General features: G+C 40.3%; 12 protein-coding genes, 2 tRNA genes and 2 rRNA genes (1 of these 16 cut by a window edge). 6 read left to right on the top strand and 10 right to left on the bottom strand.

Annotation, left to right across the window (positions count from 1 at the left end; translation table 11 throughout):
• From ACOWPH_RS01405 to ACOWPH_RS01390, 4 genes are all read right to left on the bottom strand, one after another.
• Positions 1-7, bottom strand: a 23S ribosomal RNA gene (locus ACOWPH_RS01405); it reaches 2,819 nt to the left of the window's first position.
• 210 nt (positions 8-217) lie between these two features.
• Positions 218-290 (bottom strand) — tRNA-Ala (locus ACOWPH_RS01400).
• Between the two features lie 85 nt (positions 291-375).
• Positions 376-449 (bottom strand) — tRNA-Ile (locus ACOWPH_RS01395).
• Between the two features lie 121 nt (positions 450-570).
• Positions 571-2,059 (bottom strand): 16S ribosomal RNA (locus tag ACOWPH_RS01390).
• The 16S and 23S rRNA genes sit together here with 2 tRNA genes alongside, the layout of an rRNA operon.
• 305 nt (positions 2,060-2,364) lie before the next feature.
• On the opposite strand from ACOWPH_RS01390, the gene nadC reads away from it, so the two are divergent.
• The gene (gene nadC / locus ACOWPH_RS01385; protein WP_015213637.1) at positions 2,365-3,228 is read left to right on the top strand and encodes a carboxylating nicotinate-nucleotide diphosphorylase; all 864 of its coding nucleotides are present in this window, start codon (positions 2,365-2,367) and stop codon (positions 3,226-3,228) included.
• Between the two features lie 93 nt (positions 3,229-3,321).
• Here nadC and ACOWPH_RS01380 read toward each other — a convergent pair whose 3' ends face one another.
• Complete coding sequence (locus ACOWPH_RS01380) at positions 3,322-6,078, bottom strand: substrate-binding domain-containing protein (RefSeq protein ID WP_015213636.1); 2,757 nt, start codon at positions 6,076-6,078, stop codon at positions 3,322-3,324.
• A 355-nt stretch (positions 6,079-6,433) separates the two neighbouring features.
• Positions 6,434-7,678 carry a ribulose bisphosphate carboxylase small subunit gene (locus tag ACOWPH_RS01375; protein WP_015213635.1) on the bottom strand — a complete coding sequence of 415 codons (1,245 nt, stop codon included), beginning with the start codon at positions 7,676-7,678 and terminating at the stop codon, positions 6,434-6,436.
• 312 nt (positions 7,679-7,990) lie between these two features.
• Between ACOWPH_RS01375 and ACOWPH_RS01370 the strand changes: the two genes are divergently transcribed.
• The 3 genes from ACOWPH_RS01370 to ACOWPH_RS01360 all read left to right on the top strand — a co-directional run bounded on the left by ACOWPH_RS01370 (position 7,991) and on the right by ACOWPH_RS01360 (position 10,826).
• Positions 7,991-8,662, top strand: coding sequence for a ribonuclease T2 family protein (locus tag ACOWPH_RS01370; protein WP_052334546.1), 672 nt, complete (start codon positions 7,991-7,993; stop codon positions 8,660-8,662).
• Between the two features lie 417 nt (positions 8,663-9,079).
• A complete protein-coding gene (locus ACOWPH_RS01365; RefSeq protein ID WP_042465834.1) occupies positions 9,080-9,727 on the top strand; it encodes a histidine phosphatase family protein in 648 nt (215 codons plus the stop codon).
• Positions 9,728-9,800: 73 nt separating this feature from the next.
• Positions 9,801-10,826: a glucokinase gene (locus ACOWPH_RS01360; protein WP_015213632.1), complete on the top strand. Its 1,026-nt coding sequence runs from the start codon at positions 9,801-9,803 to the stop codon at positions 10,824-10,826.
• A gap of 172 nt (positions 10,827-10,998) precedes the next feature.
• On the opposite strand, the gene ACOWPH_RS01355 is transcribed toward ACOWPH_RS01360, so the two are convergent.
• Positions 10,999-11,658: a hypothetical protein gene (locus ACOWPH_RS01355; protein ID WP_015213631.1), complete on the bottom strand. Its 660-nt coding sequence runs from the start codon at positions 11,656-11,658 to the stop codon at positions 10,999-11,001.
• Between the two features lie 182 nt (positions 11,659-11,840).
• Between ACOWPH_RS01355 and ACOWPH_RS01350 the strand changes: the two genes are divergently transcribed.
• Positions 11,841-12,581 carry a dienelactone hydrolase family protein gene (locus ACOWPH_RS01350; RefSeq protein WP_015213630.1) on the top strand — a complete coding sequence of 247 codons (741 nt, stop codon included), beginning with the start codon at positions 11,841-11,843 and terminating at the stop codon, positions 12,579-12,581.
• A 111-nt stretch (positions 12,582-12,692) separates the two neighbouring features.
• Positions 12,693-13,457 (top strand): Uma2 family endonuclease, encoded by a 765-nt coding sequence (locus tag ACOWPH_RS01345; protein WP_015213629.1) that lies wholly within the window; start codon positions 12,693-12,695, stop codon positions 13,455-13,457.
• Between the two features lie 168 nt (positions 13,458-13,625).
• On the opposite strand, the gene ACOWPH_RS01340 is transcribed toward ACOWPH_RS01345, so the two are convergent.
• From ACOWPH_RS01340 to ACOWPH_RS01330, 3 genes are all read right to left on the bottom strand, one after another.
• Positions 13,626-14,303, bottom strand: coding sequence for a Uma2 family endonuclease (locus ACOWPH_RS01340; protein ID WP_015213628.1), 678 nt, complete (start codon positions 14,301-14,303; stop codon positions 13,626-13,628).
• A gap of 114 nt (positions 14,304-14,417) precedes the next feature.
• Positions 14,418-15,149: a ribosome maturation factor RimM gene (rimM, locus tag ACOWPH_RS01335; protein WP_015213627.1), complete on the bottom strand. Its 732-nt coding sequence runs from the start codon at positions 15,147-15,149 to the stop codon at positions 14,418-14,420.
• Positions 15,150-15,154: 5 nt separating this feature from the next.
• On the bottom strand, positions 15,155-16,438 hold the full coding sequence (locus ACOWPH_RS01330; RefSeq protein ID WP_015213626.1) for a valine--pyruvate transaminase: 1,284 nt from the start codon (positions 16,436-16,438) through the stop codon (positions 15,155-15,157).
• Positions 16,439-16,444: the final 6 nt, after the last annotated feature.

The raw sequence follows: 16,444 nt of genomic DNA, 5'->3' as shown, positions 1-16,444 counted from the left end.
CTTGACCACTTCATTACATTTTTTCGACTCGCAAACTTTTCTGCTTTCCTGTTTCTTTCCTACTCTACAATGAGTGAAAAACTCTTTGCTCGGTACTCTTTCCTCAGTACTCAGTTTCGTCTGCCTGCTAATTCGCGTTACTATGCAGTTTTCAAGGTTCTGGCTGGTTTTAATCCAGCAGTCTGACAAATAGTCAGTTGCTGTCTCTTTTCCAATGTGGAGGTTAGCGGACTCGAACCGCTGACATCCTGCTTGCAAAGCAGGCGCTCTACCAACTGAGCTAAACCCCCATCCAATAATTTGTAATCCTTTATTTCCTAATTCATAATTTTTTGATTACAAATTAAAAATTAGTAATTACTAATTATCTTCAGGTGGGCCATCCTGGACTCGAACCAGGGACCTCACCCTTATCAGGGGTGCGCTCTAACCACCTGAGCTAATAGCCCTTAATGAACCAAATCATAGTTTGAAAGCCATACTTCAATGATTGTGACCGACCTAGGATAGACCAATTAAGAATCTAATTACTGATTGTTTTCGATTTCTCAATGGATTAGGTCTCCCTAAAAAGGAGGTGATCCAGCCACACCTTCCGGTACGGCTACCTTGTTACGACTTCACCCCAGTCACCAGTCCTACCTTAGGCATCCCCCTCCTTTCGGTTGGGGTAATGACTTCGGGCGTGACCAACTTCCATGGTGTGACGGGCGGTGTGTACAAGGCCCGGGAACGAATTCACTGCAGTATGCTGACCTGCAATTACTAGCGATTCCTCCTTCACGCAGGCGAGTTGCAGCCTGCGATCTGAACTGAGCTACGGTTTATGAGATTAGCATCACATCGCTGTGTAGCTGCCCTTTGTCCGTAGCATTGTAGTACGTGTGTAGCCCAAGACGTAAGGGGCATGCTGACTTGACGTCATCCTCACCTTCCTCCGGTTTGTCACCGGCAGTCTCTCTAGAGTGCCCAACTTAATGCTGGCAACTAAAAACGAGGGTTGCGCTCGTTGCGGGACTTAACCCAACATCTCACGACACGAGCTGACGACAGCCATGCACCACCTGTGTTCGCGCTCCCGAAGGCACTCTCTCCTTTCAGAAAGATTCGCGACATGTCAAGCCTTGGTAAGGTTCTTCGCGTTGCATCGAATTAAACCACATACTCCACCGCTTGTGCGGGCCCCCGTCAATTCCTTTGAGTTTCACACTTGCGTGCGTACTCCCCAGGCGGGATACTTAACGCGTTAGCTACGGCACGGCTCGGGTCGATACAAGCCACGCCTAGTATCCATCGTTTACGGCTAGGACTACTGGGGTATCTAATCCCATTCGCTCCCCTAGCTTTCGTCCCTCAGTGTCAGTTACGGCCTAGCAGAGCGCTTTCGCCCACCGGTGTTCTTCCTGATATCTACGCATTTCACCGCTACACCAGGAATTCCCTCTGCCCCGAACGTACTCTAGCTCTGTAGTTTCCACTGCTTTTATCATGTTAAGCATGACTCTTTAACAGCAGACTTACATGGCCACCTGCGGACGCTTTACGCCCAATCATTCCGGATAACGCTTGCATCCTCCGTATTACCGCGGCTGCTGGCACGGAGTTAGCCGATGCTTATTCCTCAGGTACCGTCATTTTTTTCTTCCCTGAGAAAAGAGGTTTACGACCCAAGAGCCTTCCTCCCTCACGCGGTATTGCTCCGTCAGGCTTTCGCCCATTGCGGAAAATTCCCCACTGCTGCCTCCCGTAGGAGTCTGGGCGTGTCTCAGTCCCAGTGTGGCTGATCATCCTCTCAGACCAGCTACTGATCGTCGCCTTGGTAGGCTCTTACCCCACCAACTAGCTAATCAGACGCGAGCTCATCTCCAGGCAATTAATCTTTCACCTCTCGGCATATCCGGTATTAGCAGTCGTTTCCAACTGTTGTCCCCGACCTGAAGCCAGATTCTCACGCGTTACTCACCCGTCCGCCACTAAATCCCTAAGGATTCCGTTCGACTTGCATGTGTTAAGCATACCGCCAGCGTTCATCCTGAGCCAGGATCAAACTCTCCATTTTGGTTCGTTCTTCTTAAGCTCTTTCGACCGTTTTACAACCACGGTCAGGTTATTTTCTTTACTGACACAATCTCTTGTTGTATACTGGCTTTCAAACTATAATATTTTCAAGGTTCGGTGTCCCTCCGAGTCCCGCTCTCTCGCGGCTCTCTCTTTGGCACTTATTCAATATATCGAACCTTCTTTAGTTTGTCAACTACTTTGGCAAAAAATCTTTTGGGCTTTTTTCTATTCAGCTAAAATCCCTATGGAATATGGATTTTAGGCTATAGTTTTAATTTGAAGTCAAGCATAAATAATGAAGTTGTGAATAATGTGGGTGTTTTGCCGCCTTGGCTAGTGTTAGATCCGCTGTTACATGGTTGGTTATTAGAAGATATTGGTAGAGGCGATCGCACAACTGAATCTCTTTTATCTGAAAATGCAACGCCAGGACAAGCTCAGTGGATAGCGAAAGCGCCGGGAATTATTGCTGGTTTACCAATTGCGTCCAGGGTGTTCCAGCTTTTGAATGATCAAGTGAGCTTTGTAGGTCTTGTTCCTGAAGGAGCAAAATGTGAACCAGGACAGATGATAGCCCAAATTAACGGTTCCCTGGATGCGTTACTTATGGGGGAAAGGGTGGCGCTGAATTTAGCGATGAGGTTGAGTGGAATTGCAACTCTTACTAATATATATGTGGAAAAAATAGCAGATTTACCAGTTCAGTTGGTGGATACGCGCAAAACAACTCCAGGCTTGAGACTCTTGGAAAAGTACGCAACTGTCGTGGGAGGTGGGACTAATCATCGGATGGGATTAGATGATGCAGTGATGATTAAGGATAATCACATTGCTGCGGTTGGAGGTATTGGGGAAGCAGTGATTCAAATTCGTTCCCGGATTCCTTATCCTCTGACAATTGAAGTCGAGACGGAAAATTTAGGGCAAGTACAAGAAGCTTTGCAGCACAAAGCTGACATAATTATGTTGGATAATATGCCTTTAAATATGATATTGGAAGCGGTGCAGTTAATTCGCAGCCAGGATAACCGCGTAAAAATTGAAGCTTCTGGGAATGTGACTTTGGAAACTATTCGCACTGTCGCTGAAACTGGTGTTGATTACATTTCTACTAGTGCGCCAATTACTCAGTCAAGGTGGTTGGATTTGAGTATGAGAATCAAGTGATAGTTAGGCGGTGAAGATAGACAAAATTCGTATCAATTCAAATCCGACTATAGATGAGGAGTGATTATTATTTGCTGTAATCACTCCTAAAATTTAACTTTCTGAACTTTCCTGGGAAAATTTCTTATGGATAGTTCTAGTCTGTTCTCCATTAATAGAAGTTGCAGTTAACAGATAGTTAAGTAAGCGATCTGAGAAGGGAACACGAAACTGGAAAGTACCATCAGATTGAGGTTTAATGATATGACCATCAATAGTCACTGTTGCACCTGGTTCCGTTGCTCCATGAATAACTAGCTCAGTATCTGCTACAAACCAGAAATCGGCGCTAGGGCGCTGAAAAATACGAACAGTTCCAGAACGAGCTAGACACAACCAAGTATTATTGGTGACGTAACCAATTTCAGTTATGTAGTCACGATTGCTGATGGGAATAGCTACATAACAATCATGGGTTGCTTCTTCGCATTCATACTGCTGCACTAGTTGGGGAATTTGATAACTTAGATCAATACCAGTAGTATCATAAAGTCGGACTGCCAAGAGAGTAGCTCCTTTTTTCCGCAGTACTTCTTGTTGAGACTCAGAAACATACCAAGAAACATAAGCCCACTTGGGAGTACGAGGTGTGAAAACAATACTACTGTTTTCATTGATATCTGACAAACTAGGAGTTTCTAGGAAGTTAGTTTGCTCTTGTAAATCTTCTAACAAACTAGCAGTTTCTGGGATGTTAGTTTGCTCTTGTAAATCTGATGAAGCATAGTCTTGAATACTATCAGTACTAGCTAGGTCTTCTATCTCTGCGCTTGTATTCAAGGCGGACTGTTCAGTTGTGAGTTGAGGGAGATGAGATGGAATAGATAAACCTGAAGATACTTCTGCTGACACATTAGCCTTGATTTCAGCCTCATCTGCTAAAATATTGAAGATATCACCTAACTCATCTGATAACTCAAGTTCTGAATGTGTGGACTCCTCTGTTACTGGTTCTAGCTCTAATTCTGCTGGTAGTAAACCTAGCAATTCTGACAGTGAAGTACTAAACTCTTTATTTGATTTACCTGCTGTGGTAGACAATGAATTTAAGAGCGAAGTGTTAGACTCAGCATTGGGTGAATTTACTAGGACATCAAGTAATTCTGATAGTGAGGTGCTGGATTCAGTATCAGATGAATCTATGACTTCTGAGAATAAAGTTGTGCCATTTTGATTAGAAGTTGATTCTGGTTCATCAAGTAATTCTGACAGTGAGGTGCTGGACTCTTGATGAGATAGTAAGGCTGGTTCATTGAGCAATTCTGATAAAGAACCAGTGAATTCATCTGTTGGTAGTTCTATATCGAATGGTATTTCTGGAAAATTGGGGACTGAGGGATAAGGAGTATTAACAACTGCTACAGGCGCTTCTGTATCCCATACTACTTCGCCACAGTCAAGAGCTATTGTTTCAGCCAAGGTATCAAGGTTATTTGTATTACCTGCTGTAGTATTTGTTTCTTTTGCAGTTAGGGTTGCTAGACTACCTATAAAAGTTTCTGCTTCAGTAAAATTTTCTTCTGTATTCGATATGATTGTGGTCGTATTTTGAGCCAGGTGAGATTTGCCATTAGTGCTGGCGGTATTATTGATAGGGGGAATAATGGTGTATTCTGCCGATGTGGTTGGTGGAATAGTTGTGCTGGAAGTTGATGTTTCCAAGCTATCTTTTGATTGCTTTCTTCCTCGTAACCACCAGGCTAAAAAGCCTCCTAAACCAATAACTGGCAGCAATAATAACAGCATCAAAAAGATTACATTTCTGTCACCAACAGGATTATTTTCCACCGGATTCACAAACTGCTGCTCGTTACCTGCATTAGCTGTAGTAGGTAGAGTAGTGGGTGCAGGTGTAGCCTCTGGTGTGACAGTTGTAGGAGTTTCTGTTGTCAACATTTGTAATGCACTAGCTGCGATCGCAGATGCTTCTGCATCTCTAGCTGCATCTATTGTTTTTTGACCTACAGGTGCATTGGTAAAGCCGAGAAAGCTGGCTACCCCTGGACTGGGATTTTGCTTGTAAACATATACTAAAGGCTGGGAAAAGGGATATTTAGAACTATCTGGTGAGATTTCCTGTACTTTTAAAGTTCGCACATCTTGCAATTGTGAAACTTGATTAGCTATCACATAACTGATGCCATCTGTACCCAATTGTTTAATAATTTGGGCAGCTTTATCTTCGCTTACTTGGATAGCATTAGTACCCGTGGAAAATTCGCCGGATTTAAAAACTGGATAGTCACGAAAGGAATTACGAGTATCACTCGTTGAGGGATGATCAATAAACCGAATTTTACCAGATTTCCCTCCTAGTTCTGACCAGTCAGTAATTTCTCCCCGGAAAATTTTGGCGAATTGTTCACTAGTCAAACTTCCTTGAAAGGGATTGTTTGCACCAACTATAATTGCAATTTTTTCTCGGCGTAAACGCACTTGCTCTAAACCTTGCAGTTTTTCTTCTGGGGTTAGTCCGCGTGCGATCGCAGCTATATCAATTTTACCATCTAGTAAAGCTTTGAGTGCAGCATCAGTACCATTGACTCCCAATTCTACCTGCGTACCAGAAAACTGTTTTTCAAAGTTATCTTTCAGGCTTTGGTTGATCATCGCCAAGTTTATAGAACCATCAATCCGTACTATGGTTCCATTCTCTACTGTTTGCGGTTGAGGGAAAGTGGTAACATCAGGTGCTGATTCTGCCGATACAGGTGCTGACACCAATAGATTTGCTGTCAGTGGGGTGGTAGCTAAAGCCAGCGATAACGCCAGACGAATGATTACACTATCTTTTTTTTCTTCTTGCCACATATGCCCCTTATCAAGGTAAAAGAAATTGTCAAGCAGGCTATTACTCAAGATGTTCTTTTTTATAGAGGAGACGGGCTAATTATACATCCTTGTTATCGCTTTCCCCAGTAACTATAGCAGAGTGCTGATTCCTGTGAGCGGTAGCGGGGCATTTAGCCAGTGCTGAGTATAAAGTTATTTTTTGTAAGGCTTTGAGTAACAAACACTGTTCTAGCATTTAGTGACTACAGCTACAAGTTTACTTAAATGAATCTATACTGCTGTCTATGTGATTTAATATGACAGCAATATTCTACGTTGATGATTTTTAATCACCATTTAAAGTCTACACTTAGGTTCTCAAAAAGGATGAGGTTTAATTTTCAACTTTACCATGAGGACGCTGAATAATAGTTTCCACTACTCGTCGCTTCACCTTGGGATCAACTCCTACTAAGCGCACATATTCACCACTGTATTCAGTTAAACAAGATTCTAAAGTAGAAATAGCATCTGATTCAGCATCAATCTGAACATTACCACAACTTTGCCAAGAACCAGTGCGAAAGCGGCGTTCATCTACGTGTTCAATGCCAATTTTATAGCCCTGGGCTAAAATTTGACGGACTTGTGCTTGTGTGTCTAAGGTTAAATGGGTGATTGATGTTGCTGCTTGGGGAATTGGTGGTTGAATAGGAGGTGTTTCTGTGAAATTTGACCCTGGTTGAGAAGCTTTACCTCGGTTTAAACGATTATATTCATCAACCAAATGAGAAGTTTCGACTCGTTTTTGTTCACCTACCATCAATTTACCGGACTCGATTAAATGCGATAGGTTGAAATTAGGCTTTTTAAACTCAGGTGGCCCTTCCAAACTGTTAACCACCCGCTTGGATATTTGCTCAAAACCAACTTGATGAATAAAATTGCGAATTTGTTGATCATAAATGCGCGATCGCAAAGAACTAAAAAAATCAATGGCTTGATTTGCAAAAGTATCAACTAACTCTTCAATTTCCCGCTGCGAAAATCCATCAGGTGCAAAAATTCCCCCCACTATCCCTACTTTGTCATCACGGTTGGGTTCCCAGTAGAATTTCTCCATTCGTCCATCACGAATTAATGGAGCATAAAGGGTGCTAAAGTCATTACCTGTGACAATAATCGGTACACGATGCAAAGGAGTTGAATCATAACTTCCAGGCAACTGCACATCTGTGGGATTATCAGCAATATTCATCAGTGTGGCATTTACTAACTGCGTATTAACGGTATATTGAGTACCTTCGTCAAAACGTCCAGCACCTGCATCTAAATCATTAATCATCAATACACACATTTTTCCACGTACTTTGATTAATTCTGCTGTTTCTCGATAACGCAGACGAATTAACCGTGCTGGATCTCCTGCATCTGGACTTTCCAATTCTCCTCCAGATATCAGCGTCACCTCAATCCCCATTTTTTCAAAGGCTAACTCACACTGGAAAGTCTTTCCCTCTCCTTTGCGTCCGTGAATGCCTAAAATTAAGGGAACTCGCACACCAGGAAGATGTAAGAAATTTTTGGTAATGTGAACAGCAAGTTTATCAAGAAAGCTGGGAGCGATATAGTAACTCATAAAAATTATCACTAGAGATGGCTTATGAGAATCATCGTAAGTTTTTTTGGCACATATTGCTTATTTATCTTCAGCAGGGTCGGGAATTTGTACAAATATAAGTTTCCCCGATTTGTATAATTAAGTCCAATTTTTATGCTTTTAATTGGGTGGTGGAACAAAATACTGATATTGGCTGATGCTGCCATAATTGGATAACAAATGCTGATATCATCCAAGAATAATCAATTTTAACTATATGTCTTTTTTTCCTTACAAAATGCTGTAATGTAATTAATAACACTTTTACAACAGAGAGAAATGGTTATTAATATGCAGATAAATAAACTGGTGATTGCATCTTCTATCTTAATAACTAGTCTGACTTTACCTAATAGTGCGCTTGCACAAAATCGTGGTACTCCAGGTAAATTTGATTTTTATGTACTAGCTTTATCTTGGTCTCCTGATTATTGCGCTAAAAATGGTAGTCGTGATCCACAACAGTGCAACCCAGGGAAGAAGTATGGTTTTGTCTTGCATGGTCTTTGGCCACAGTACCAAAAAGGTTATCCTGCTAACTGTTCAACTGAAAAATTACCCCCATTAGTTAAGCAAAAGTTTAGAGGTTTGTTTCCTAATGAAAGACTTTTTGAGCATGAATGGGAAAAACATGGAACTTGTTCAGGTCAAAAACCTTTAGAATATTTAAATTTATCTAAAAAGTTAAAATATTCTCTTGCCATTCCTACAGCTTATAATCGTCCTGACAAACCTTTTCGTACTACAGTTCAAGATTTAAAAATTGCCTTTGTGAGTGCTAATAAGAATAAATTTACTGCTAATGGAGTAGCACCTTATTGTTCTGATTCAGGTAGGTTTTTGCAAGAAGTTTTCTTTTGCTATTCTAAAGATGGTAAACCTGGAATTTGTAGCGAAGAGATTTTGAGACGTTCTCGGAGAAGTTGTGGACAAGCTAATTTTTTGGTGAGAAATGTTAGGTAAAATCGAGGGTGGAATTTCCCCACCCCTACAGGTTTTGTAATTTACTGACTTTATAGCCTTTCCCACTCTAGTTAGATGCAAAATTACCCCTCCCCAACCCTCCCCTTGGTAAGGGGAGGGTGCGCGACAGCGCGGGTGGGGTGTATTTCATGAGCTTGGGAATTGCTATATCTAATTGATACAAGGGACTTACAAATAAAAAATATAGCGGTTATCGGTTGAATGAAATACAAGAACCCCTCCCCGCAAGCGATGAGGGGGCTATGATGTAACTCATTCAAATACCTACCGCTATATCCCAAAAATAATGCAAAATAATCTTAATTATTACGAAATATTACAATTATGTCCTATATTGAGATTTGCACCCGTGTTTTGGGTGTCTATCTGCGTACAACTGTAAAATTATTGTCACCCATGAGTCAAATAATCTGGATAGCACGACACGCCAACCGAATTGATTTTGTCAACCCTGATTGGTTTCTCACGGCCGAGAAACGCTATGATCCGCCTTTATCAGATGATGGCATGGTACAGGCAGAACAGTTAGCAAAACGACTCAAAGGTGAAAAAATATCCCAGATATTTGCTTCTCCATTTCTGCGAACAGTGCAAACAGCTAATGCGATCGCAGAAAAACTAGATTTACCGATTAAACTGGAAACAGGCTTAAGTGAGTGGCTGAATCCAGAATGGATGACTGAAGAACCAGAAAGACTCTCAACTCTGGCTTTAGCCGCATTATTCCCCAGAATTGACACCAGTTACACGTCGCGCATTGCGGCACAATATCCCGAAACCCATGAAAAAGTGCGGGAACGTTCTGGACAAACAGCAAGATGTTTAGCATCTGAGTTCTATCCAAATGATATTCTACTGGTAGCCCATGGTGCTTCGGTACTGGGTGCAGCTATGGGATTAGTAGGAGAAATTGCCAAAACAGAAGTAAAAGCGACTTTATGTTCTTTAGTTAAAGTAGTGCGTCAAGAATCAGAATGGTTGCTAGAACTAAAGGGAGATACTTCCCATTTAAGCAAAATAGAGGAAGTAGTCCGATTTATTTAAATCTCTAAACTAGGGATTTTAAATTAATAGCAACTTGATACTCAGCAAAAAAACTAACTGACTGATATTTTTTATGACATTGCTACTAGCAGGAGACATCGGCGGGACGAAAACAATTTTGCGATTGGTGGAATCCTCAAACTCACCAGCGTTAAATACCCTGTATGAACAGAGTTACCGCAGTGGAGATTTTCCCGATTTAGTGCCGATGGTACAGCAATTTTTGGCAGCAGCTAAATCCTCAACACCAGAAAAAGCCTGTTTTGCGATCGCTGGCCCAGTGGTAAAAAATACTGCTAAACTAACTAATTTAGCCTGGTTTTTAGATACAGAACGTTTAGCCCAAGAGTTAGGAATACTTTCCATCATTCTCATTAATGACTTTGCCGCAGTAGGTTATGGCATTTTTGGTTTAACTAAACAAGATTTGCTGACTTTGCAAGCTGGTAAACATCAACCAGAAGCACCTATGGCGGTTATTGGTGCGGGAACTGGGTTAGGACAAGGATTTTTAATTAAACAGGGAAATCAGTATCAGGTTTTTCCCTCCGAAGGTGGACACGCAGATTTTGCACCCCGGAATGAATTAGAATTTCAACTTTTAAAATATCTGTTGGATAAACATGATATTCAACGGGTTTCTGCCGAAAGAGTAGTTTCCGGGTTGGGGATTACTTCGATTTATCAGTTTTTGCGAGATAGAAAGATAGCCACAGAATCCCCAGAAATTGCTGAAGTTGTGAGAAATTGGGAACAAGAAGCGGGACAACAAGAAAAAACTGCTGATCCTGGTGCGGCTATTGGTAGTGCAGCCTTAGCTAAAAGCGATCGCATTTCCGAACAAACCATGCAACTTTTTGTTGAAGCCTACGGTGCAGAAGCCGGAAATCTGGCTTTAAAACTCTTACCCCACGGTGGATTATACATTGCTGGTGGCATTGCCCCTAAAATCATGCCTTTAATGCAAGATGGTAGTTTTATGTTAAATTTTACCCAAAAAGGGAGAATGCGCTCCATCCTCGAAGAAATCCCTGTTCACATAATTGTTAATCAACAAGTAGGATTAATTGGTGCTGCTTTGTGTGCTTCTAGGTTATAAACAGCAGCAACCTGGTGACACCCTTTCCCTCATGTTTGCCTCACTTGGCTTATTTTAGGTGATTTTGGGGTAGTGAGGGAATATAGATGATTGATAAGTTTTTGTCAGGCGATCGCACGGTAAATTTGAGATTTTACGGTAATAGGAAGCTGAAACCCTTGCACAGTAAGTATTACCGTGGCGTTAACTTTACATCTTCTGATTTCAAAGATGGACGCATACACAAATAAATCAACGCCCCAAATAAAGGAATCAAAGCAAACAACCAAAACAATTGATTATCTTTCCAGCCTCGTCGCGTCATATCATCTCCTAATACAGCCGGAAATAATAAACTCAACATACAAAAATCTAAACTCATGACATGAATAAAACGGCTAATTTGCCATTGTTGGATAAAATCGCTCCAGTTTCCTTGGAAACTATATATAAATAAAATACCTGCACTTAAAGTTAATAAAATTCCAGTTATGCGAGAGTCAAATATTTTGATCAATAAATTTTTTACACCTATAAACTCTTGATTTGGTTCTCTTAAAGCTAAATAAGGTAAAAGTGCAAAAGCCCCAACTGCAAATGAAGCTGTAGCAAACGGCCAAGCGCGTATTTTCTGCCCTCTACCATCTATAAATAATACGGAACTATAGATTAGAGGCCAAATACCCATGATATTAAATAAGGCAATTATTATAGGATTAATACCTTGCCAATTACCTGTAGACAGATTTTTAATTAATTCTAAACTCTCTGGAAAATTATCAGGAGGAGAAAAGAAAAAGGCATAGGAAATAAATCCTAGCCACAAGAAACACAAAGAAATTTTTCTCAACATGATTTAGGTAATTTAAATAAAGGCTTCTGAGAGATAATTTGCTGCTGCGGCTACAACTGCAATCGCTTTATTATAACTTACATATCCCTATTTATTAAAGAAATCTGGAAGAGGCATAAAAATTTACTGATTATTATCAAATCTGAAGAATTACAAATTAATACATTACCAAAAACCGAAAAATGCAAATCGTTAAACGCAATATTGAATTAAGAGTTGATGATAGTTTAATGCGGGTTTATCTTGCTTCTCCTAAACCAGAGGGCAAATATCCAGGAATTGTTTTTTACAGTGATATTTATCAGTTAGGTGATGCCATAATTCGGTTAGTTAATTATTTAGCAGGATTTGGTTATATTGTCGCTGCACCAGAGATTTTTCACCGGATTGAACCTGTAGGTTCTATAATTGAACCTAATGATATTGGCAGAATGCGCGGTAATGATGATGCACGACGCACATTAATTTCTGAATATGATGCTGATACTCGCGCTGTGATTGATTTTCTCAAAAATGACAATTCAGTTATTGCCGATAAAATCGGAACTTTGGGTTTTTGTATTGGTGGACATTTAGCTTTTCGTGCTGCTTTTGCAAGTGAAATTAAAGCTTGTGTCTCTTGTTATCCTACGGGTGTTCCTAGCGGTAAATTAGGTCAAGGAGTAGCTGACACTATTGACAGATTTGAGGAAATTAAAGGAGAAATGTTGTTGGTTTTTGGAACTCAAGATCCACATATTCCTGAAAATGACCGACAAACGATAGTTAATGCTTTGGAAACAGCCAAAATACCTCATCAACTTTTCTCTTATGAAGCGGAACATACTTTTATGAGAGATGACGGTTATCGTTATGATGCTGTTGCGTCTACCGCTGCTTGGGGAGAAATAATTGCTTTTTTGGAACGGAAATTTAAAAATTAATTATCAATATAGATCCTGGACTTTTTAAAGAGGTCGAGGATCTTGTTGTTTGTGTAACATAATATTTGTTAGACTATAGATTTAAGCCAGCAAAATTTATTTAATTTATTTATGACTTTCTCTCCTCCCCTGATTTTTCAATCAGATCCTCCTCTTCCCCCTTGGGAAAACCTACCAACAATGTATGATTTACCTAGTGAAAATCCAGAGGAACCCGGTTTGCCAGACGAATTTCATTTTTTACAACCTTTACTTTTATACCTAACCTTTCAACCTATAAACTGGATTTCAGAACTTGTTTATAGTGCTGCTGATTTGAATCTTTATTATGATCTTGAACATCCTTTATGGTATAAACGTCCAGATTGGTTTGGTGTCGTTGGAGTTTCCAGATTATTTCAAGGTAGAGATTTACGTTTAAGTTATGTCACTTGGCAAGAAAAAGTAAATCCTTTTGTGGTGGTTGAATTATTATCTCCTGGAACAGAAGATGAAGATTTAGGTAATAAGGAAAGTCAAAAAGATAAACCTTCAACAAAATGGGAAGTTTATGAACGCATTTTGCGAATTCCTTATTATATTGTTTTTAGTCGCTATACCAATGAACTCCGCGCATTTCATTTAGTTGGTGGTCATTATGAACCTATGAATTTGATTGCAAATCTTTTACCAATGCCAGAATTGGGTTTAAGTTTAGGACTGTGGGAAGGTTCATTCCGAGGTATTTCTAAGTTGTGGTTAAGGTGGTTTACTCTGGAAGGAGAATTAATTCCTGAACCAACAGAGGAAGCGACGGAAGCAAAAAGAAAAGCTGCAAAATTAGCAGAAAGGTTGCGTCAGTTAGGCGTTAATCCCGATGAATGGGATGATGATTAATAGTTAATATAGCAATTCCTAAGCTTATGAAATACACCCCACCCGCGCTGTCGCGCACCCTCCCCTTACCAAGGTGAGGGTTGGGGAGGGGTAATTTTTTATATCACGCTTAGTGGGAAACGCTATATACAAATCCCCGATTTCTTAAAGAAAGTGAGGATCTCGATTTTACACTAATTCATCAGGATTGATACCTAACGCTGTTAATTTTTCTGCTAAGAGTTGGGTTTTTCTTTTTTCTGCGGCTAAAGCTGTTTCGGTTTGTGCTAGAAGTTCGCAAATTTCTACATAAGAAGAAAATTTATTTCCGTCTGGACGATAAATTTGTAATTCTTTACCAGATAAATCAAAACGAATTCCTAAACGAGGACTTACCCAATTTTCCAGTGAAGGAATTAAATCTAAACCATCTTCTCCCCTTAACCAACCTCTTAATTGATTTTTTTCAGGATTGTAAATATAGTATTCTTCTACTTCATAACGTTCATAAAATATCAGCTTTCTCTCCATTTCGTCTTGGGAATTACTAGGAGAAAGAATTTCAAATACTACTTGGGGTGCAATTCCTGCTTCTTTCCATTGTAAATAAGAACCGCGTTTATTTTTTGGTCTACCAAATACTACAAATATATCTGGTGCATTAACAATATTATTTTTACCTTCGAGGGGATACCAAAATAAATCACCACCTACAAATACATTAGAATTATCTGCAAACAACCAATCTAAATTTTGCTGAATTACTAATATCCAGCGAAATTGTTCTGTATTATTAGCCATTGGTTGTCCGTCGCTGTCTGGGTAGATTATTTCTGATTGGGTTAGAGGTAGCGGTTGAGTAACCATAACTTTAATCAGTTAATTGCTTACTTTGTCTCTATTTTAGCATTTCATAAATTTAAACAGTATGATTAGGGCGGGCAAGATACCCACCCCACAAGAGTATTTTATGAAATAGTTTTAATCATTAATTGACAACAAACCGGGGGGAGGAGTGATTTCAACTCGACGGGTTTCTAAATCTACAACAGGAACAATTTCCATGACAAAAGGAATCAAAACTGTTTTTTGTTCTTTTTCCGTTGTTGGTTCTTCGTTATTAGTTGTAAAAGCAGGATCTAATTTAACTTCTAATAAATCATGACCTGAAGGTAGTAAATCTACAACTGTTCCTACAAATTGGCCAGATTCTTGCATGAAGACTTGCAACCCTATCAAGTCTAAAACATGATATTCACCTTCGTCTAGTTCTGGACGATCGCTTATCGGCACAAATAACCGACAGTCACGCATATTTTCTGCACCCGTGCGATCGCTCACTCCCTCCAATTTAATCACATATAGATTCTTACCATCAACATATCTCCCATCTAATAATTCCACTGGTTGCGGTTCCATATCACCTGGACGCAATAACCAGCGTGTTCCCGGTTCTTCAAAGCGTTCAGGAAAGTCGGTATTAGGATAAACCCGCAACTCCCCAGCTAAACCTTGAGGTGAGACAATTTTACCAATCTCCAACCAATCATCGAGGTTGGGGGCTGGGGACTGGGGACTAGGGACTGGGGACTGGGGCTTAAGAATTGGAGATTTTGGAACTTTCCCCCCTGCACCCTGCACCCTGCCCCCCTGCTTTCTTTTCTTCGCGTTCTTTCCTGCGGAACGCTTCGCAAATGCGTCTTCGCGGTTCATTTCTCTTACACACTCACAGCCGCAACTTGATAAACTCGTTCAGCAACCTTAGCTAAACGCTGCATACCGATAGTAATTTCCTCATCACTACCAGTCAAACTGATTCGCAGACATTGATGTTTATGTTCCCATTCCTCTTTCAAACCAGGGAAGAAACTACTACCAGGAACAACAATCACACCAACTTTCTTTAATTCCTGGTAAAATTCCCAGTCAGTCATGGGTAAATCTTGCAACCACAACCAACCAAAAATTGCTCCTTCACCACGATGTAAGAACCAAGGTAAATTTTTAGGCATCGCTGCTTCTAAAGTGCTTTCTAACACATCAAACTTTTTCTGATAGAAAGGACGAATTACGGTTTCAGCAATTTGGGCTAATGCACCTGATTCTATCGCACGGGATGCGATCGCTTGACCATATCTCGAAGAATGAATCCCAGTATTTGTTTGGAAACATTCCAAAACTTGAATTAGACTTTCATCACCAATCGCTATCCCAATTCTTTCCCCTGGTAATCCTGCTTTCGATAAACTCATGCAATGTATAATATTCTCACCAAACACAGGTGTCATCTCCGTAAAATTCAACGCTGGGAAAGGTGGCGCATAAGCCGAGTCTATCAACACAGGCACGTTATAAGGTGCAGCTAAATCAGTGATTTTGCTCACCTCATCATTAGTTAAAACATTACCTGTAGGGTTGCAAGGACGGGAAAAAATCACGCAACCAGTGTTTTCTGTAATCGAAAGTTGGTTAAAATCAGGACGATATTTAAATCTGTGTGCCGCTGTATCAATATCCAGAGTAGGTTTATAGGCAACTAAAGCCTCTGGGAATAAACACACACCACCATAACCAGTATAATCTGGACTTAATGGTAAAACGATTTCTTTTAAATCGCCATCAACAGTATATCCACCGAAAGCATTCGCAGCGTAGAAGTATATAGTTTGACTACCAGCCGTAATTAAAACGTTCCGATCTGTTAAATTTAACCCATAACGCTGGTTAAAATCCTTGACAATTGTATTAATTAATGGTGCATAGCCCTGGCTAGAACCATAACGACAAACAACTTCACCATACTCAGAACTAGCTAATAAATCTGCCGTGCAATCCCGCCATAACTGTTCTACCTCTGGTAAAATCAACGGGTTTCCCGCACTCAAATTATATAATTCCTGCCCCGCACTAGCTCTGAGGGTTTCGTTAATATCTTTCATAATCGCTCTCACGCCAGTTAAGTTGGACATTTGAGCGCCAATTTTAGTAAGGGCAGGTTTCATAGGTTT

Source organism: Anabaena sp. PCC 7938, from assembly GCF_049315035.1.
GTDB lineage: Bacteria > Cyanobacteriota > Cyanobacteriia > Cyanobacteriales > Nostocaceae > Anabaena > Anabaena cylindrica.
This window is presented reverse-complemented; position numbering and strand designations above follow the sequence as displayed.